Annotated in this window: 13 protein-coding genes; 3 read left to right on the forward strand and 10 right to left on the reverse strand. The window is 39.0% G+C overall.

What is annotated here, in order from left to right:
• Positions 1-72: 72 nt before the first annotated feature.
• Positions 73-2,742 (reverse strand): alpha-mannosidase, encoded by a 2,670-nt coding sequence (locus P3T75_RS12785; protein ID WP_282461798.1) that lies wholly within the window; start codon positions 2,740-2,742, stop codon positions 73-75.
• Positions 2,743-2,805: 63 nt separating this feature from the next.
• Entirely contained in the window at positions 2,806-4,095 is a 1,290-nt protein-coding gene (locus P3T75_RS12790; RefSeq protein WP_230709618.1) for a glycoside hydrolase family 125 protein, read from the reverse strand.
• 163 nt (positions 4,096-4,258) lie between these two features.
• Here P3T75_RS12790 and P3T75_RS12795 point away from each other — a divergent pair, with 163 nt between their 5' ends.
• The 3 genes from P3T75_RS12795 to P3T75_RS12805 all read left to right on the forward strand — a co-directional run bounded on the left by P3T75_RS12795 (position 4,259) and on the right by P3T75_RS12805 (position 8,915).
• Positions 4,259-5,293 (forward strand): GntR family transcriptional regulator, encoded by a 1,035-nt coding sequence (locus tag P3T75_RS12795; protein WP_206902638.1) that lies wholly within the window; start codon positions 4,259-4,261, stop codon positions 5,291-5,293.
• On the forward strand, positions 5,290-7,434 hold the full coding sequence (locus tag P3T75_RS12800; RefSeq protein WP_407649808.1) for a GH92 family glycosyl hydrolase: 2,145 nt from the start codon (positions 5,290-5,292) through the stop codon (positions 7,432-7,434). The genes P3T75_RS12795 and P3T75_RS12800 overlap by 4 nt, the downstream gene beginning before the upstream one ends.
• A gap of 599 nt (positions 7,435-8,033) precedes the next feature.
• Positions 8,034-8,915 carry a helix-turn-helix domain-containing protein gene (locus P3T75_RS12805; protein ID WP_282461799.1) on the forward strand — a complete coding sequence of 294 codons (882 nt, stop codon included), beginning with the start codon at positions 8,034-8,036 and terminating at the stop codon, positions 8,913-8,915.
• Between the two features lie 43 nt (positions 8,916-8,958).
• Here the strand turns inward: P3T75_RS12805 and P3T75_RS12810 are convergent, their stop codons facing one another.
• The 8 genes from P3T75_RS12810 to P3T75_RS12845 all read right to left on the reverse strand — a co-directional run bounded on the left by P3T75_RS12810 (position 8,959) and on the right by P3T75_RS12845 (position 19,147).
• Positions 8,959-9,816 carry an ROK family protein gene (locus tag P3T75_RS12810; RefSeq protein WP_282461800.1) on the reverse strand — a complete coding sequence of 286 codons (858 nt, stop codon included), beginning with the start codon at positions 9,814-9,816 and terminating at the stop codon, positions 8,959-8,961.
• A 476-nt stretch (positions 9,817-10,292) separates the two neighbouring features.
• Positions 10,293-11,687 carry a glycoside hydrolase family 1 protein gene (locus P3T75_RS12815; RefSeq protein ID WP_282461801.1) on the reverse strand — a complete coding sequence of 465 codons (1,395 nt, stop codon included), beginning with the start codon at positions 11,685-11,687 and terminating at the stop codon, positions 10,293-10,295.
• Between the two features lie 72 nt (positions 11,688-11,759).
• Positions 11,760-13,244 carry a response regulator transcription factor gene (locus P3T75_RS12820; protein WP_282461802.1) on the reverse strand — a complete coding sequence of 495 codons (1,485 nt, stop codon included), beginning with the start codon at positions 13,242-13,244 and terminating at the stop codon, positions 11,760-11,762.
• The gene (locus P3T75_RS12825; protein WP_282461803.1) at positions 13,237-14,964 is read right to left on the reverse strand and encodes a sensor histidine kinase; all 1,728 of its coding nucleotides are present in this window, start codon (positions 14,962-14,964) and stop codon (positions 13,237-13,239) included. Before P3T75_RS12825 ends, P3T75_RS12820 begins: the two co-directional genes overlap by 8 nt.
• Positions 14,957-15,571, reverse strand: coding sequence for a YesL family protein (locus tag P3T75_RS12830; RefSeq protein WP_206902644.1), 615 nt, complete (start codon positions 15,569-15,571; stop codon positions 14,957-14,959). Before P3T75_RS12830 ends, P3T75_RS12825 begins: the two co-directional genes overlap by 8 nt.
• Positions 15,572-15,774: 203 nt before the next feature.
• The gene (locus P3T75_RS12835; protein ID WP_206902645.1) at positions 15,775-17,244 is read right to left on the reverse strand and encodes an ABC transporter substrate-binding protein; all 1,470 of its coding nucleotides are present in this window, start codon (positions 17,242-17,244) and stop codon (positions 15,775-15,777) included.
• 18 nt (positions 17,245-17,262) lie between these two features.
• Positions 17,263-18,189: a carbohydrate ABC transporter permease gene (locus tag P3T75_RS12840; protein ID WP_206902646.1), complete on the reverse strand. Its 927-nt coding sequence runs from the start codon at positions 18,187-18,189 to the stop codon at positions 17,263-17,265.
• A 13-nt stretch (positions 18,190-18,202) separates the two neighbouring features.
• Positions 18,203-19,147: an ABC transporter permease gene (locus tag P3T75_RS12845; protein WP_206902647.1), complete on the reverse strand. Its 945-nt coding sequence runs from the start codon at positions 19,145-19,147 to the stop codon at positions 18,203-18,205.
• Positions 19,148-19,181: the final 34 nt, after the last annotated feature.

The raw sequence follows: 19,181 nt of genomic DNA on the forward strand, positions 1-19,181 counted from the left end.
GACAAGGCTGTATTTGGGATTAGGCATGCTAAGCTCGGGTATCTTTATTTACTTGCCGTAAAGTCTACTTTTTTAAAATTCTACTGTGCGAATTTCGTAAGGTTGTAATGTATCTTCATAGTCTTTTAAAGGTTCTTCTAATAGATTTAAGGTCTTAATTGGCGCCTGATCATCTTTTTTTAGTACCAAAGCATCTTTGTCGCCACTTAAGTTATACCCTCTTAGAATTAACGCCTGGTCGTCTTTACGACGTTTTAAGGCAGTTGGTTCAAATTTTTCACCCGTAATTTTTACAAAAACATCTTGTGGGGCCAGTTTGCCGGGGTGGATATCTGTTTGTTTCACGCTCAGTGGGACTTGCGCGCTATGAGCTCGTTTGTAGCTGTCAAAACGCGTTTCTTTTTCACCGTGAAGTTCAACGCCGTAATTAAACGTATGCTCGCCCAGACACTGTGCTTCTGGTGTTGGGAAATATCCCCAGTCCCCTAATTCGCCGACACAACGTAATAGAGTTAACGCAATGGTATCATTGACGATTTCATATTCGTTTAAACCATAGTTAGATACCGTTAAGCCAAAGTCATCCGCATGCAAATTGACAAATGCGTGTTGATGTTGCGGATTCGTTGGATTTTCCCAGTGTTTGGAAACTTGGTTTGGTCGAACCACGGTTTCATAAATACTGTCTGCTTCATGCGTGGCCACGTCTAAAGTTGTTGGGAACAACGCCCGTAAGCGATGGTCTTTGGCTTGGTTATTGACTGTTGTCGCAAATTCCACCATTTTACTATTTTTATTTAAAGTGATTTCCGTTACGATCGGATAAGCAATTGTTTCTTTACTGCGACTTGCGTCACGGAAGCGGAAGTCCACGACTTTCTTTTGTTCCAAATCCAGTAGATCTTCAGCGGACTTCGGAATTTCCATTTCATGAGTTAAGCGTACTTTAGCCACTAAGCCATTGTCTTCTAACACTTCAACTTGATGGGGGAAGAACGCTGATAAGATCGCGTGATCACCTTTAGGTTGTTTAAAGATATATTCATTGGCAATATCTCCCACATCTTCAAAAACAAGTAATTTGTTTAATGTTTTCCCGGTTTCCTTGTTGGTGACACTTAAGCTACCATCTGATGTTATTTCAGCTTTAATAAAATTATTTTCCAAAATGCGGCCATGCTTAGCGACTAAAGAATTCGAAAGCTCTTTTGCCTCTCCTACCACTAAAGCAAAGCTATCCCAGGCATAACCTGCCATTGCGGCAACGTCGATTGTTACGGTTACGTATTTTTCCATGTAAGGAATACGGAAACGATCCTTTGGTAAGTCGTAATCAAAACGAATTTGTTCTTCACTAATTACTGCTGGCACCACTTTGCCATTTTGATCGATAACATAATAACTTTGCGCATCCTCTGCAGCTAGCTTGTCATAGCCCTCAGAAGGATAAAGCTCTGCAAAAGTTACCCGTTTTACTTCAATATCAACTTGGGCGACACCACTTTTTTTAGTGCCGGCCGTATTGAAGATGACAAATGGAAAACTATCTGCTGGAAATTTTGACGTGTCAATGGCTGCTGTTAGCTGCGCGCACGCTTCATCAGCCAAGTACTTGCCGACTTCATTGGCTTTTTCAAAACGCGGCATCATTTCCCGATGGACTTCATCGACAGAACAGCCGCAAATGCTGTCATGGGGATGATTTTGCATCAATGTTTTCCAAGCGTAATCCAATTCATCAAAAGGATATTCGCCAGAAACTTCATACGCCATCGCCGCCAGTGGTTCGGTTATATTTTCTAATTGGCGACTAACGCGCGTATTCCATTGTTTTAAATATACGCGCGCCGAAGCTGTATTAGCTAAGGTAAACCAGCCGTCTGTTTCTTGTGAGGTCAATTCGCCATTTACATCACCTAAATCTGCTGGCAAGTCATTTTGAACCGCTGCTAAATAATCGGTAAAGTTAGAATGAACAAACTCATAATCGGGGTATAGTTCGTTGGCTAATTTGATTGCTTTGGCGACATCTTTTTGAACAGGTTGATGGTCAACGCCGTTCATCATTAACAGATGATTGGTAGAGGCAAATTTTTCAGCATCCGCTAATTTTTGATCCCAAAAAGCGCGGGCCGCTTTTTCTTCAGCGGGAATTTCATTGCCGTTTGAATACCAGTTAGCAAATAATAACCCAAAAATATCCGTACCATCTGGACCAATCCAATTCATTTCAGAATATTGCGAAGTGTAATTGTCATCGGCTAAAACTTGATTGTCAAAGCCGATTGGTTTCACACCGCGACCAAAAGCCGCTGCTTGTAAATTGGCTTGCTTCATCATTTGTGGGGTTTGTCCCATATTGCCAAAAGTATCTGGGAAATAACCCAACATAACCGGTGTGCCCCATTTTTTACTGTCTTCCATGCCAATCAGCATATTGCGCACATTTGACTCTGAACTAGTTAAAAAGTCATCTTGTAAAATATAAAAAGGTCCAATTCGTAGTTTGCCAGCGTCAATCGCCTTTTGAATGGCTTCACGTTTTTCTGGACGAACTTGAAGATAGTCATCTAAAATAATCGTTTGGCCGTCCAAGTGGAAGCTGTTAAAATCTGGATCTTTTTCAAACAATTCCAATAAGTCATCCATCAAAGTAACAAGGCGCATATGGTGTTGTTCATAGGCCATGTACCATTCGCGATCCCAATGACTGTGGGAAATAATATATACTTTTTTCTTCATGTTTGTCGTCTCCTAAATAAATCTTGTGGCAACCGCTACATTATAACTTGCCCCAAGCTGTTATTATTTTTTCACTTGAATATCAAAGTAGTCCATAACCAACTCACAAAACATCATGTTAGCCCAAGAAAACCACTCTCTTGTATATTGGTTGGGATCATCCACATCAAACCCTTCGTGCATTAAATGCGTTCCCGCATCTGTTGCCACCAATTGATTTAAAATGCGCTCTTTTTCTTTTTTATCAGCCGTTGTCATCCCTTCCATTGCCATCGCAATCGGCCAAACATAATTTTCTGGTGTGTGGGAAGAGCCGATACCTTTAGCAAATTTACCTTCGTAAAAATAAGGATTTTCTTTGCTTAATAAGGTTTTGCGGGTTGCCAAATATTGGGTGTCATCCATCTTGCCATAGCCTAGATAAGGCGCTGAAATTAAGTTAGGCACATTGCTGTCATCTTGAATTGTCCCATTGCCTTTGCCGTCAACTTCATAGGCAAAAATCGTTTCTCCTGCCTTATTAGTTGTACGCCCGTGTTCTTTAATACCTGCTTCGATTTCAACTTTCAATCGGTGAGCGCTTGCTACAATCTCTTCATCTTTTAAAACGTTACTAAAAATCTCTTCTAAATAACCTAAAATAACGACGGCAAACATGTTGGACGGTACCAAGTAGCCATATTTACATGCATCGTCACTTGGGCGAAAACCAGACCAGGTCATCCCAGTTGGCACAACTTCTGCCCCTTTACCCTCACGGACTAACGTATCTTCCAAGCGATCGGTATCCCGGACAAAAGTATAAGGTGATGCGCTGTGGTTTTGCTCAGTAGTAAAGACGGTCAAAATCTTTTTAACCCCTGTAATGAAATCTTCGTTAAATTGATCAGCTCGCCCAGTGTTTTTATAAAGTAAGTAAGCCAATTGGACTGGATAGCATAAGGAATCGATTTCATATTTTCGCTCCCAAATCCACGGGTTCATTTCTGTGTGATCACTTTGATGACCGGCACCATTTGCTTCTTCGTTAAAAGCATTGGCATAAGGATCGATATTAATATAGTAAAATTGTTTTTTGACTAAGCCAGAAATCATCGCCGCTAAATCTTCGTCTTCTTTGGCAACGACAAGATACGGGCGTACTTGGGCGGTTGAATCCCGCAACCACATGGCTGGAATATCACCTGTTAATAGAAAAGTCGTGCCGTCTTCGTGACGTTTTACTGTTGTTAATAAAGTATTGGCAAAAGCTGCGTTAAAGTTTTCTGCCCAGTCGGCATGTTCACTCCCGCATTTTGCTGTAATATCATCCATAAATTGTTGTACTGATTTTGGTATATCTTTATAAGTCATTTCCCTCGTCGCCTCCGCTAAATGATATATCTTTAATTCTTGTTTGATTATATAGCACTTTAACTTCGATGTCTACGCTTTCAAAAAAGTTTTTTTATTTATTTACAGCAGCAAAATATGTGATAAACTACTGTATATGATATACCAATTGAAGGAGAAAAAAATGGAACCTTTATATTTAAAAATATTACGGGACTTACAAGCCGATATTACCAGTGGCTTATTAGCTGCCGGCGATCAATTACCCACTGAAAAAGAACTTTCTGAAAAATACAGCGTTAGCCGCATCACTTCAAAGCGGGCACTAAATGAATTGGAACAAAAAGGCTTGATTGAACGTACTCGCGGCAAGGGTAGTTTTGTAACGGGTAAATTAAAAACTACGGCTGCGACAAATCGCGTATTGATTTTATTGCCTTTTACCGACGATGTCGCCATTGGAAACTTATCTGGCAGTGTTTTACCTGTGATGCAACATGCACAGCATGAATTGATGATTGCCACTTATGACTTTTTAAATACTCACACTCCCCAAGATATTAAAGCCGAGTTTGATGGGTTGATTTATTACACCGAAGATGAAAATCAACATTTGGATCTATTGTTTGAATTATCTTTTGCGGACTTTCCCATCGTACTTTTAGATAAAGAGGTGCCTGATCTAAGTTTGCCTTCTTTTTTATCTGATAACTTAGCCGGGGGCAAAAAAGCCTGTGATTATCTTGTCAAAGCCGGGCACAAACGCATTGCGTATTTATTTGGCGACCGTCATCATCCCCAATCGACGCGCCAACGTTATTTAGGCTATATCCAAAGTTTGATGGAACATCAAATTGATTTTCATACTTCTTTTGAAGAAGATACAACCAGCGAAGACCACTTATTACGCTACGTGAAGCAAAATCAAATTACTGCTTTTGTTTGCGAAAATGATATCACCGCCATTCAAGCCATGCGAACATTGCGCCAGGCTGGTCTAGCCATCCCACAAGATATTTCCGTTGTGGGCTTTGATAATATTCAAGCAGCAGCACTCGTTGATCCACCCCTCACCACCATTTCGCAAAACTTTAAAGCCATCGGTGAAACTGCCGGTGAAGCTTTATTAAGTTGGATAAAAACTGGTCAAAAACCAAACAGTCAAAAAATTCCCGTCACTTTATTTGTGCGGGAATCAACAAAGGAGATTAAATCATGATTGAAACAATCGACACACGCCACGGTACTGCAAATCAACACAGCTTTTCAAATGGAAACTGCCTGCCTTACACCGGCGTACCTTTTGGGATGAACTATTTTGCAGCCCAAACAAATGACGCCCATGGCAGCTGGTGGTTCCACCCTGAAGATCACACCTTCCAAGGTTATCGCATCACACATCAACCAAGTCCGTGGATGGGAGATTTCTCCCACGTTCTTTTTACGCCAATTAGTGGTGAATTATCTGATATTTCGTTATTCCATGCGCAAAGCTCTTATCGGCCTAAAGAAGCTATTTTCCGCCCTTATGAACTTTCAATTCGGCAATTACGTTACAACATCTCCTCCACTGTAATTCCCAGCATGTATGGCGGTATTCTGGCAGTAAACTATGAAAAAGACCAAAATGGCTTAATGTTAACATTGCCTGGCGCAAAAGAGATCACCCAGATTAGCGACCATGAATTACACGTCAGTGTCGTGAATTTTTCTGGTGCAGAAGACGATGACTTCACGTTTTATCTGTCTTTGCATTTTGAAAACCCAATTCACAATTTGAAACAAGTAGATGGGGAAAAAACTTTTGTATTGTTAGATTTTGGTAACGTGAAAAAGCAAACGCTTCATTTAGGCACCTCATTTATCAGCTTTTCCCAAGCCAACTTAAATCGCACCCGGGAACAAGCTATGAGCGTAGCTGATTTTCGTAGCGCCAGTCAAAGTGCTTGGGAAGACTATTTTGACCGCGTTCAAGTAGAACATACAAATTCTGAACATACGAAAACTTTTTATCACAATTTGTATCGTATTTTCTTATTCCCGCAAACTTTTTATGAACTAAATGAAAATGGCGAAAAAATTCATTACGATACGTATAATAAAGCCGTAAAACCAGGAATTTTATACACCAACAACGGTTTTTGGGACACATATAAAACGGTCTATCCATTTTATTCTCTTGTTGCCAAGGAAAAATACGAAGAGATGCTGGAAGGCTTTTTAACGAGTTATGAAGAAACCGGCTTTTTACCAAAATGGTTATCACCAGACGAGCGGGGCTTAATGCCGGGCACCTTAATTGACGCTGTCGTAGCCGATGCTGCTGTCAAAGGTATCCGCAAAGATTTAATGCCCCGTCTTTTAGAAGCTATGAAAAAAGGCGCTACTGTTCAAAGTGACAAATCAAATTATGGCCGCCAAGGAACATTAGACTATCTCAAATACGGCTATGTCCCAAGCAACTATCACGAATCCGTCAACCATACATTAGACTATGCCTATAGCGATTTTTGTATCAGCCAAGTGGCCAAAACTCTAGGCGATGACAAAACAGCGACGTACTATAGCCAGCAAGCGTTAAATTACCAAAATATTTTTGATGAAAAAACTGGCTTTATGCGGGCAAAAGATACTAACGGTGATTTTTGCGCAGATTTTTCTTCGATTCGTTGGGGCAAAGATTATGCCGAAGGGAGCACCTGGCAAAGTAGTTTTGCTGTCTACCAAGATTTCCAAGGATTGATTAACCAAATGGGTGGCAGAAAAGCCTTTATGGAAAAATTAATTGAACTTTGCAACCAAGCACCCGATTTTGATGTCAAAGGCTATGGTTTTGAAATTCATGAGATGAGTGAAATGGCCGCCATTGAGTTTGGCCAATTGGCGATTTCCAATCAACCTAGTTTCCATTATCCGTACCTCTTTAGCTATCTTGGCAAACCAGAAATGGCGCAGCCGTTAATTAAGAGCTTGCTGACAGAATGCTTTACTGCAGCTGTTGATGGTTACCCTGGTGACGAGGATAACGGCAGCATGGCGGGTTGGTATATCTTTAACTCCTTAGGCTTTTATCCTGTTAGTCCGGGAACTGGCGAATACGTCATTGGTATGCCACTGGTGAAAAAAGCTACTTTGAAATTATCCAGTGGGAACACCCTGACAATTAATGCTACACCAAATCATCCGCAACAGCTATTTGTCCAAGAGACAACACGAAATCAAAATCTACAAGAAAAATTATTCTTCACCCATGAGGAATTAGCAGCCGGCGGAAATATCGACTTTAAGCTGGGAATTGTTCCAAATCCAAAAGAACATACCCCAGACAAACTGCCTTTTTCCTTAAGTGCTGCTAAATAGTTTAGCTTTTCTATTATTGGTAATAAGAGGTTGGCATTAAAATAAGATCACCTGCTACTTTATTTCCAACTTAAAAAATCGCAAAAAGCCGTCTTTTGAAATTGCACCAAAACTAGTGTATTTCAAAATTGGACGGCTTTTTGCGACCTGTTGTAAGCAGATGCTGACATAAGATTAAAGTTGCTTGTTTTTATAAATATAGACAATACTCCAAAATAAAGGGAGCTATTATTGAACTCTTTTTTCATATAGAGAAAAGACAAATGCGCAAGACGCTATGGACAAAACGGCGAACTATTTTGCAACCTTATGTATGAAATTTTGACTTTTACTTCAATCCGTCAGCACAAATGACACGCTAAAATAAAAGTCCGTTTATTTTTATTTCCGCTAAAAAAATGAATCAGCTTTATTTGCATTCCCCTTTTGCATTGCTGATTTAAAACCCTACTTTTTCATTTTTAATTAGAACACTTCGACTTCCCATGGTGAATTAGGATACATCGCGGTCACTCCTCTTTTAAGCTACAATTCATTTCGCTTTTTCTTACTGCTCTAGTATAATCACTTTTTTCGGGCTATAATATCTTTGTACAAAAATGCGTCACAGAAGAGCAGATATGGACCAAGCACACTTAATCAAAAAATTACGCACCGAAAGAGGCTATACGCAAAAGCAACTTTGCGAAGGAATTAGTTCCCGCACGACGCTTTCTTCCTTTGAAAATCGCGGAACTGAGCTTTCAAGCGGCATTTTGTTTCAATATTTAGACCGGATGAATTTGCGAGTCGAGGAATACCAGCTGCTTTTAGAGGACCAGGAAATTTCTGCTAAAAGGCGATTGGCCGATCAATTTGTCAAAGAATACTATACCGGCGCTTTCACTCCCAGCTTACAAGCAGAGATTTGGCAAGCTTATTTAGAAAGTCACGATTTCTATTTTTATATTTTGTGGTTTGAAACAAAAACGATTTTAGCTTATAAAAATAATCACTTTGACGCTAAAAAATATGAAGCAGAAATTACTAAAATTTGTGACTATTTATTTAAAGTGGAAGTTTGGCAACACTTTGAGCTGACGACGTTTATGAATTTAATGTTCGCTTTTTCAGATGAAATGATTTTAGCTCTTTTTGACAGCTCCAAAGAAACCTTGACTAAAAATGCCACCAACCCTTACTACACTTCCCTGATGACGACTTTTTTTATTAATGGCATTATCCTTGGTTTCCAACGAAAAAATGATCACATTTTAGTACAATTTTTATCCGGCTTACAGGCTGTCGCAAAAAAACCAAAATACATGTACGCCAAAATGATGGCCACTTATTTTGAAAAACTACTGCAAGCCCGCAATGCAAAAAAAGCGGCAACAGTCGATTTTACTGAATTTTACGCTGGACTAAACGTATTTGGTATGAGTGAAAAAGCCCAAGAATTACAAGAATTTTATGAAGAAATCATCGGAGAAAACAGCTAAAAAAAAGGCCAATCAAGTCATTAAATGTACTTGATTGGACTTTTTAGCCTTGTAAAACTTCAAAATTGGCAGCTGCACCAATTAAATTGGCATCATTTTTAAATTTGCAAGCAACAACTTCTGGCATGATACTTTCAACGCCTTCTGCTTTTAGTAAATCAAAAATACGCCCTTTAATATTTTCAATCACGTCTGATCTAACCGAGATACCGCCGCCAATGATAATAATTTCCGGATCAATAGAAACTTGCATGTCATATAAAGAAAGAGCCAATGCATCATACATTTGGGCTAGATAGTTTTGCGCCATTTCATCCCCATTATCTGCTAATTCAAACAACATGCGACCATCTACTTGACGACCTATCGCTTCAGAAAATTCCCGCGCTTTGTTTACCGCCGTACCAATCGGACTTAAAATACTTTTACCAAAAGGTTTCATTAAGCCAAATTCGCCACCAAACAAATGACTGCCCTTATAAATTTTTCGATTGATAAAAATTGAACCACCAATCCCGGTTCCAATCACGACAAATACTGCATTTTGCGCCTTTGTCCCAGCTCCTAATTCAATTTCACTAATACCAGCACAATTGGCATCATTTTCAATTGTCACGGGCACACCAAACGCTGCTTCCAATTGATCAAAAATCGGTCGATTGTGTAAATATTCCACTGCGCTAATACCGTCAATTCGGCGTTTTGCTACATTCACAGCCCCTGGCGAACTAATTGCTACCCCGTCAATTGCCCCAATTGTTGCAATAACTTCTTTCATTTCTGCTACCATTTCAGAAAACGTAGCCGGCGTTTTAAAACTTCCTTGATTGAATAACGCCTTTTCTTTCCACGTTCCATACTTCACAGCAGAACCACCAATATCAAAAACCGCAAGTACCATAATAATATCCTTACCTCCTATTTAAGATGTTTTAGCAGCTCGTTTAGAAAATGAGCAACAAGGCAAACAAACGTGAATGATGCTTTTTGTCATTTGCGATTGTTTTCTTGTTGTCGATTTTTCTAGCTGCTAAAACTCGTTTTGTTAGATGTTTAAAACAACCGGTTTGCTAGCGAGCGGTAAGGCAAAATAGATGCAATGATGTTCTTTATCATTGAAACTATTTTTCTTACTGCCGAGCTGGCAGGTTGTTTAAAACTCGTTTCGATAGATGTTTAAAATGATTGGGCTGATAGTGAGCAATAAGATAATGAGGCTGAGTGACGCATTTTGTCACTTAAGACACTTTTCTTATTGCCGAACTATCAAATCATTTAAAACTCGTTTTTTAGATGTTTTAGCGGCTCGTTTAGAAAATGAGCAACAAGGCAAAAGCTCCGCTTTGCTTCGCATACAGTTCAACTAAATAGATACCATTAAGTTGAACTTGCATCTGTGTAACCATTATTTTGACTGACTTCTTTAAACCACAGGCCGCTTTTTTTCAAGCTGCGTTTGTAGTGATCTTCTAAATCAACGCGGTAAAAACCGTAGCGGTTGCGATAGCCGTTTAGCCATGACCAGCAGTCGATAAATGTCCAGGTATGGTAGCCAAAGCAGTTGCTACCTGCTTCAATGCCTTTGTGCAAATAATTTAAATGTTCCACCATAAATTCAATGCGGTAGTCATCTTGGATCATGCCCTTTTCATCCATGAAACGTTCTTCGTCGGCGACACCCATTCCATTTTCAGAGACAAACCACGTCAAATTGTTGTATTCGTTTTTCATCATCATAGCCACGTCATACAAAGCTTCTGGGTAAATTTCCCAACCGCGATACGGATTAATTCGTTTTTCTGGCCAGTCGTAAGGTTCGTATAAATCTTCTGGCATTTTAGCTGGCACGGCAGGATTTTCCGGTGCTTTCACGCGATGAGGATGGTAATAATTCAGCCCGATAAAATCAACCGTATTTTGCAGCAGTTCTTTATCATGTTCTTTGGTTTTTGGTGTCAATTGATTTTCAGCCAATAAATCAATCAGCTCTTGCGGAACTTTACCATGAACTGCTGGATCTAAGAAACTTTTCGTGTTTAATAAATCAGAAGCCACACCTGCTTTTTGATCTGCATAATCTGTGCTGCGGGTATAAGTTGGCGTAATGTTTAAAATAATCCCAATTTTTCCGGTTGGCAAAACTGCTCGAAATTCTTTTACTGCGGCCGCGTGAGCCAAAAGCGTATGATACCCGACTTGAACAGCTTTTTTGAAATCAACGATTGCCGGATAGTGGTAGCCGTATAAATACCCCATCTCCACATGGACGATCGGTTCGTTGAAGGTTGTCCAATCTGTCACCAAATCACCAAATAATTCAAAGGCAGTTTTAGCATAAAAGGCAAAAGCAGCCACAGATTCGCGCGCTTCCCAGCCGCCTTTTTCCATTAACCACATTGGCATATCAAAGTGGAACAAATTGATAATGGGTGCCACCCCATTTTCTTTGATTTTTTTGAAATAGTCCCGGTAAAATGCAACTGCTTCTTCGTTCACAGTTTTCCCATCAGGCAATAAGCGGGCCCAAGCGATCGATGTCCGGTAAGAATTCAACCCGATTTCTTGCATCCGTTTACAATCTTCAGCATACATTTCATATAGATTAGAAGTATTTTTTGGGCCTTGGGCATTATTAAATTTTTCTGGTGAAGTTTCATACCAATAATCCCACGTTGTTTTTGATTTTCCATTTTCTAAACTATGGCCTTCTGTCTGGGGTGCACTAGTCGCCGCCCCCCATAAGAAACCTTTTGGAAATTGTTTTGTTGTCATATTCTTTTCCCCCTTATTTTGCTTGGTGCAAGCAGCAAATGAAACAATTTCTTTCATCTGCTGCGACTTTACTTAACTTTGTAAATCAGAATAATCACCGTGATAGGCTTCCCGAAATTCTTTTGGTGTAATCCCATTTAACTTTTTAAACATTTTTGAAAAATAGTTGGTATTGTTATAGCCAATCTCATCGGCGATCTCATTAATATTTAGATTACTATGCAGCAGTAATTGTTGCGCGCGTTTAATGCGAATTTGATTTAAGTATTGGGAAAAACTATTGTGCATTTCTTTTTTAAATACTTGACCGAGATACACTGCGTTTAAATGCAGTTCGTCGGCGACTAATTTTAAAGTTAAATCTTGCCGATAATTATTTTGTACAATCTCAATTACTCTTTGTGTCATTTCGGAAAATTGTTTTTCCAGCGGTTGGCGATCTGCCATTTGTAAAACGTCTTCTAACAACGCTTTCAGCTGGTAGACAGTATGGCTATGACGGATTTTTTCAATTGTGGCTTCATAAATATCTTTGGTTGCGGTTGGATATTGCCGGGAAATATCGGTAAAGAGTAAAAAAGCAATGTAACGCGCGTTTTCTGGCTGCAATTGGCGTGCCACTGCATCGTCAAAAATAGCATCCAATTCCTGTTGAATGGTTTTTTGATCGCCAATCATTAATGATTTATTGAAAGCTAAAAAGGAAAATTCCCCTTCCCCTAATTCATCTGCCAAATCCACCGGCGATGTGGGCAACAAATCCGGATAAAAATTATTTAACTCTTCCATCTGCAAGACTTTTTCATAGCTTTCGTATAAATTTTCCCATTCTTTGATGGTTTCGCCAACAAATATTTTCAATAAGCCGGGATACTGTCTTTTTAAATAGGCCAAAAAAGGCAATACTTTCTCAGATGACCCGGTGAAAATCAACGTAATCTGCTGATGTTGTTGCGGTCCGCCAGCAATCAACAAGGGCTGTCCACTTTTTTTGGCTTCTTTTGCAATTTCTAACAAAATAGCGGAATCACTTAAAATTTTGATCACCGTAAACGGGCCAGCTGGATTTGTCTGAAAGTGGTCCATTAATTCAAAAAAGTCCGATTCATTTAACTCATCGTTTAACCAGCGGCTCAAGCTATTTTCCAACACCAGCTGCTCTTGTTCTTGGCGATGTGCGGCTTCATCTAATTCTTCTTTGATTTTTTTGACTATGGCTAATAGTTCCTCTTGGTCCACCGGCTTTACCAAATAATCTTTGACCCCCAGCCGAATACCTTCTTTAACATATTCAAATTCTTGATAACCTGATAAAAAAATTGCTGCAAACTTATCCCCACGTTTATAAGCAGCATCAATCATCGCAATACCGGTCATTTCCGGCATGGTAATGTCGCTTATGACCAAATCTACCGACTCGTTTTTCAAATAAGCCAGTGCCTCTAAGCCGGTCCGGGCAGTTTTTGCGACTTCAAAACCCAAATCACCCCAAGGCAAAATTTGTTTTAAGCCTTCTAAAATCATATATTCATCATCAACTAACATTACTTTATACAAAATTATGCCCTCCTTTGATTTTAATCGTCAGAGTGGTGCCTTTACCCAATTGGGAAGCTACTGTCATACTAAAGCCTACGCCAAACGTATTTTGCAGGCGTGCATAGACATTATGCAGACCAATTGAGTTTTGCGCTTCATTTTCTGTTTGTTTCAACTTGTCTCTAACTTCTGATAAGCGCTCTGGGGTCATCCCTTTGCCATTATCAATAACAGAAATCACGATAGCATCCGCGTCAAAATTGGCCTTCACGCTAATCGCGTTGTCATTTCTCGTATAATCAATTCCGTGGACAAAATAATTTTCAATTAGCGGTTGAATTGTGAATTTAGGAATAATCAAATTTTCCAACTCCGGTGTAATGACAAAATTATAGGCCACGCGATCTGGGTAACGCATTTGGTACAAATAAACATATTTCTCACAAAAAGAAAGTTCTTTTTTTAGCGTCGTTGTTTTTTCTTGGGTCGTGTTATTGCGCAAAAGTGCAGAAAAAGCATAGACGACATCCGCCAATTCCTTTTGCTGCTTACTTAAAGCGTACATGCGAATATATTCCAGCGTATTGTACAAAAAGTGAGGATTAATTTGTGACTGTAAGGCCTGCATATGGGCATCTCTTTGCTTGATTTCCAGCTCGTAATTATCGCGGATATATTGATCCAGACTTGCGATCATAAAGTTGATGGCTTCAGATAAGTCGTACAATTCATCTTGGACTTTATTGACGTCAATGCGCTCTTGCAAGTTTCCTTCTGCTACGCTATGGGTGATGCCCACAATGGTTTCAATTTGTTGAAAATAACGTTTAAAGGTTCGATTCAAGGTGATTAACAAAATCGCCGCCAACCCACTGCCTACCAAAATAGCAATTGCAAAGGTTCGGAGATTTTTTTGCCACAAAACCTGTTTGCTGGCTAATAAAACATACGAAAGATCCCGACTCGTTTTCTTTTGTAGGACATAGTATTTATCTGTGATTTTTTTAGGCAATGGTTGTTTATTTTCAATAGCATACACCAACTTTTGATACGCTTTATTGCTAAGCTGGTTGTGGGTCGTAAACATCGGATTATTCGCATTATCAAAGATATAGGCATCCATGCCATCTTCCACCATCGAATTTTCCAACATTCCCAGCACTGCCGCCCGAGAAAAGACCGCTGAAATCTCGCCAACCATTTGAGAACCATATTGATCTACAATCGGACGCGTAATCACAAAGCCGCTTTTCGCAGGCATCTTGCCCTGTAGCTTGCGACCATTATGATTGTAACTATCCGCCATTAAATAGTCTTTTGAACCATCTAAGGTGACATAAAGTTGATCCAAGTCGTTAAAGGCATTAAAAAAACCATTGATGGTCTCTGAAATACGTGTATCCCGCTGATACGCTTGCCAGGAATCTTGCGTGTATTCAAAATAATCTGCCGCAGATAAATTCAAATACTGCCGCACATTATCAATGGCCGCATTGGAACCAGCTAATTCCATATAAATAAAACTCAGCGTATCATTGTTGTCTTCCACTGAATTCATAATTCGATTTTCCAATCCCGCTAAATCACTCGTCATTTTGCGGTAATTGCTATCGGCCGTATAAACGCACAAAGCAGCCACCGTCAGCAGGATAACTCCCACCAACAGAAGGCTGTAAATTTGCATCAAGCGATTCATTAAATAGTTTCTTTTGTAAAAGCGTGCTAAAAATTTAGCCATGTCTCGCCAGCTTTCCTGCCACCATAAAGCGATTATCCTTGGTAGCAAAACCGCTCCAGACGGCAATTAACGAAAACGTAGCAAAAAGGAATAACCCTTTGAAAAACCAGGTCAAAACAAAGATCGAAACTAAGCCAAAGAGTACTTTCAAAAAAGCGCCAAAGTTTAAAAAGACACTGATAAAGGCTAATTTAAACAAATTGAAATGGGAAATCTCATACTTGGTTTCATATTGGGTCACATAAAGGTATAACACGGCAATTAACAACAACACAAAGGCTAAGATAAAATCAATAACCAGCCATAACAAGCCTTGAATTTGCGCTGACAAATACAAATTGTACCCTAAGAAAAAGCTGATGCCTGCAAAAATCAAAAAATGAACATTGCTGCGTTTAAAATTGGCTTTCCAATGGGTCATAAAGCGTTTGAAGGTGACTTGTTGATAATCAATACCGTGTTCCATCAATAAATCCGTCATGGTTTGAAAAGCTGGGCCTGCACCAAAAATCACGCCACCCATCAAGGTAAACAACACAAAATATAAGTTTAATTTAATAATCATCCAGACTACATAAAATAGTCGCTGAATCCCACTACTTACCATCTAAAAAACTCCTTTATAAAATACTGTGAAAAATCTGTCGACTTAAAAGTTCAGTTATTTTGATACTTACAGCTGAAAAAACAATTCCTTCTTCTCTCAGCTTTAACCACCAAATTTTACCACATTTCCCTTAAGAGAAAAGCCAGTGGTAGCAAATAATTACCACCACTGACGATTTCTAAAGGAGAATACGTTTCAATTAATTATTTATTGTCTTTGACAAATTGATCCAATTGTTTTTGCATATCTTTTTGGGCATCGTCCCAACCAGCTTTTTTAAGTTCTGAAACTAATTCTGGAACTGTTTTTTCAGGATCGATTGAACCAGTATTTAAGTTGGCTTTGTAACGATTCATTACATTCATGATGCTAGATAATTGTGTTTTGAAATTATCTGTTTTGGCATTGAAACCTAAAATTGGAGAAGTTTGTGCTTTTTCAATGCTTTCATCTCTTTGTTTGATTTGATCGTCGGTAATTGTATCTTGAGTGTATAAGATCATGTTGTTACCAGTGTTCCAAGCCGCCATGTGTTCATTTGGTTTGTAACCATCTAGTAATTTCAATTTATCGTCGCCAACTTTTTCCCAAGCTTTGCCTTCAACACCATAAACTAAACCATTTAATAATTCAGGATCCGTGTTTAACAAGTTCAAGAATTCAACAGCTTTTTCTTTATTTTTTGAAGTATTTGAAACAACAAAGTTTGCCATTTGTGCTTGGCTAGTTGTTTTCAATTGGCTTGTTAACGGACGAGAAGTTAAATCTTGTTGGGCTGCATTACGTAAAATTGTATCGCCGTAATCCATTGGCCCTTGTGTTTCTTCACGCATGAACCAAGTGTTTCCTTCTAATGGGAAACCAGTTGTGTTGGTTGCAGCATCCGTTGGAATCAAACCTTCTTTGTACCATTCATGCAATGTTTTTAAGTTGTTTTGGAATTCTTTATCTTCGTATTGGTTGATGATTTTTGGTGCGCCATCTGTATCTAAACGAACTGCAAAAGGATAATCTTTTCCTAATGGGAAGTCTAGATTAGAAGAAGCATTAAAACTTTGACCAATTGCAAAAGCAGCAATATTTGGTTCTTTTTCATGGAATTGTTTTAAAACTTCGGTCGCTGATTGATAAGAACCGTCAACTTTTGAAATATCCAAGTTGTATTTTTTCACGTATTGATCGTTGAAAGTTAATACTTGTTGTGCCCAAGCATTCCCGTAAACTGGGATAGCGTATAATTTACCATCAACTTCATTTCCCTTTTTGTACATTTCAGGCAGTTGATCCATGTAATCTTTGGCATATTTTTGTGATAATTCAGTCAAGTCAGCAAAAGCACCTTTTTGTGCGTTTGCCACATATTGGTAAGCAAAGGCAATATCATAGCTTTCACCAGAGTTGATGATGGTTGGCATTTTCTTATCCCAGTCACCCCAACCGATATATTGTAAATCAATGGTTACACCAATTTTTTCTTTAATGCGTTTGTTGGCGATTTTCATTAATTCATCGTAATTTTCAGGTTTGTCCCCTACTTGATACATTAATAATGTTTTTGAGTCGCCGCTTGCTTCTGAGTCTTTTGAAGCTTCTTTTTGGTTGCCACAAGCTGCTAACCCTGCTGTCATTAATGCCAATGCACTAACACCTAGCACTTTTTTCCACGTTTTCATTACTTCTCCTCCACTCTTTTATTCTTTCACTCCGCCGATTGTCAATCCGCCGACAAAATATTTTTGGAAAAACGGATATGTCAATGCGATCGGTAATGTTGAAACCACAACGATTGCCATGCGGGCTGATTCAGACGGTAACGCAGCAAGTCCACCTTGGATTTGCGCACCCATCCCAGCATTTTTGGCTAGAAAATCCAAGTTGCTTTGGATTTTCATCAATAAATATTGCAATGGTACCAAGTTGTCATTTTGAATATAAAGCAATGCATTAAACCAGTCGTTCCAATAACCTAATGCGGCAAACAAACTGATCGTGGCAATCCCTGGTACTGCTAAAGGTAAAACAATTTTCGTAAAAATCCGTAGTTCTGTAGCACCGTCAATCCGAGCCGACTCAATAATACTATCTGGTACTGTTTTAATAAAGAAGGTTCGCATCACTAAAATATTAAACGGCCCCAATGCCATTGGCAAAATCAACGCCCAAATTGTATCTTTCAAATAAAGCATATTGCTGACGATTAAATAAGTTGCTACCATCCCTGGGGTAAATAACATTGTAACTAAGGCAAAAAGAGTAAAGAAGCGACGGAATGGGAAGTTAGAACGAGAAATTACATACGCATAAAGCGATGTCATCGTCGCATTCACCACAGTTCCTAACACCGTTACAAAAATCGTTACGCCAAAAGCACGGAAGATTTTTCCACTCATTTTACCGGCAAAGATATAAGAATAAGCAGCCGTTGAAAATTCTTTGGGCCAAAAACGATAACCCAACTCCGCTAATGAATGTTCCTCTGTCAAAGAAATCATCACCACAAAGATAAATGGTAGTACACACGAAATCGCAAATAATGCAATGACGATATTGAAGATAATGTTAACAGTGGGACTAAAGGAACGAATTTCCACTTTTGAGACTTTTTCTTTTTTACGCATGTGTCGCTCCTCCTTAGAATAATGCTGAATCTGGTTCGATCCGACGAACCACGAAGTTTGTTCCTAATAATAAAATCGCCCCAACAACGGATTGGTATAAACTAGCAGCAGAAGACATCCCGATATCACCAGTTGCCGTTAAGCCGTTATAAATATACGTATCTAAAACAGACGTCACTTGATACAAGGCCCCATTATTACGTGGCAAGTTGTAGAACATCCCAAAGTCTGCTCTAAAAATCCCCCCGATGTTTAAAATCAATAAGACCATCATCATTGGCACGATTTGCGGAATCGTGACGTTTTTAATTTGTTGCCATTTTGAAGCACCGTCTACCATTGCCGCTTCATAATATGTTGGGTCAATCCCCATGACAGAAGCATAATAGATGATACTGTTGTAACCTAAGCTCTTCCAAACGTTCATCACAACAAAAATCAGCGGCCACCAAGTTGGATCGGTATACCAGTTAATCGGATTTTTACCGTTATTGGTTAACCATAAGTTGAAGATCCCTTTGTCTGGGCTTAAGAAGGCATATACAAAGTAACCGATTACAACCCAAGATAAAAAGTAAGGTAAAAGTGACATCGTATGATAAACTTTCACCAATTTTTTGTTGCGTAATTCACTCATAATAATTGCAAAAGCAATCGCAAAGAATAAGTTAAAGGCTAAGAAAACGACATTATAGGCAATTGTATTGCGGGTAATTAACCAAGCATCCTTTGAAGCAAATAAGAATTTGAAATTATCAAAGCCTACCCACTTACTCGTCATCAAGCTATCAATAAAACCATTTGGCGAAATGTGGAAATCTTTAAAAGCCACCACATTGGCAAATACTGGTATATAAAAGAAGAAGATAAACCAGACAAATCCTGGTAACGCCATTAAAATCAAAGCTTTATAGCGCCACACATTTTGCCAAAAGCTCGCTTTTTTCTTTTTCTTCATCTTTAAACCTCCTTATATTTTTCTGCATCACGGC

The organism is Enterococcus montenegrensis, assembly GCF_029983095.1.
Classification (GTDB): domain Bacteria; phylum Bacillota; class Bacilli; order Lactobacillales; family Enterococcaceae; genus Enterococcus_C; species Enterococcus_C montenegrensis.

Coding starts and splice junctions, on each gene's coding strand:
- P3T75_RS12785 (WP_282461798.1), bottom strand. CDS start 2,742: ATGAAGAAAAAAGTATATATTATTTCCCACAGTCATTGGGATCGCGAA.
- P3T75_RS12790 (WP_230709618.1), bottom strand. CDS start 4,095: ATGACTTATAAAGATATACCAAAATCAGTACAACAATTTATGGATGAT.
- P3T75_RS12795 (WP_206902638.1), top strand. CDS start 4,259: ATGGAACCTTTATATTTAAAAATATTACGGGACTTACAAGCCGATATT.
- P3T75_RS12800 (WP_407649808.1), top strand. CDS start 5,290: ATGATTGAAACAATCGACACACGCCACGGTACTGCAAATCAACACAGC.
- P3T75_RS12805 (WP_282461799.1), top strand. CDS start 8,034: ATGCGTCACAGAAGAGCAGATATGGACCAAGCACACTTAATCAAAAAA.
- P3T75_RS12810 (WP_282461800.1), bottom strand. CDS start 9,816: ATGGTACTTGCGGTTTTTGATATTGGTGGTTCTGCTGTGAAGTATGGA.
- P3T75_RS12815 (WP_282461801.1), bottom strand. CDS start 11,687: ATGACAACAAAACAATTTCCAAAAGGTTTCTTATGGGGGGCGGCGACT.
- P3T75_RS12825 (WP_282461803.1), bottom strand. CDS start 14,964: ATGGCTAAATTTTTAGCACGCTTTTACAAAAGAAACTATTTAATGAAT.
- P3T75_RS12830 (WP_206902644.1), bottom strand. CDS start 15,571: ATGGTAAGTAGTGGGATTCAGCGACTATTTTATGTAGTCTGGATGATT.
- P3T75_RS12835 (WP_206902645.1), bottom strand. CDS start 17,244: ATGAAAACGTGGAAAAAAGTGCTAGGTGTTAGTGCATTGGCATTAATG.
- P3T75_RS12840 (WP_206902646.1), bottom strand. CDS start 18,189: ATGCGTAAAAAAGAAAAAGTCTCAAAAGTGGAAATTCGTTCCTTTAGT.
- P3T75_RS12845 (WP_206902647.1), bottom strand. CDS start 19,147: ATGAAGAAAAAGAAAAAAGCGAGCTTTTGGCAAAATGTGTGGCGCTAT.